The 393-nt window shown below is 30.3% G+C and carries 1 protein-coding gene; it reads left to right on the forward strand.

Annotation, left to right across the window (positions count from 1 at the left end):
* The first annotated feature begins 62 nt into the window (after window positions 1-62).
* Entirely contained in the window at window positions 63-389 is a 327-nt protein-coding gene (locus tag HMPREF3267_RS02495; RefSeq protein ID WP_062077454.1) for a helix-turn-helix domain-containing protein, read from the forward strand.
* Window positions 390-393: the final 4 nt, after the last annotated feature.

The following is a 393-nucleotide window of genomic DNA, read 5'->3' on the forward strand; positions in this document are numbered from 1 at the left end:
ATTGCAAATAACGAAAGTTTTCCGTATAATATAATTATCACGAAAAAGGAGCTGTAACTTAAATGTGTTTTTCCAAAAGAATGAAACAGTCACGTGAGAAGCAAGGAATAACTTTAGCAGAACTTGGTAAAAAAATAGGTAAAACTGAAGCAACTGTTCAAAGATATGAAAGTGGGAATATAAAAAATCTAAAAAATGACACTATAGAAAGCATTGCTAATGCATTGAATGTCAATCCAGCATATTTAATGGGTTGGATAGAAAATAAAAGTCAAGATAATCAAAAGCAATTTGAAACATTAGCAGCTCATTTAGATGGTGAACTCACCGATGATCAGTGGAATGAAGTTTTAAAATATGCTCAGTATATTATCGATAAAGATAAGTAAAGGA

Source organism: Staphylococcus sp. HMSC62D11 (assembly GCF_001839145.1).
GTDB lineage: Bacteria > Bacillota > Bacilli > Staphylococcales > Staphylococcaceae > Staphylococcus > Staphylococcus lugdunensis.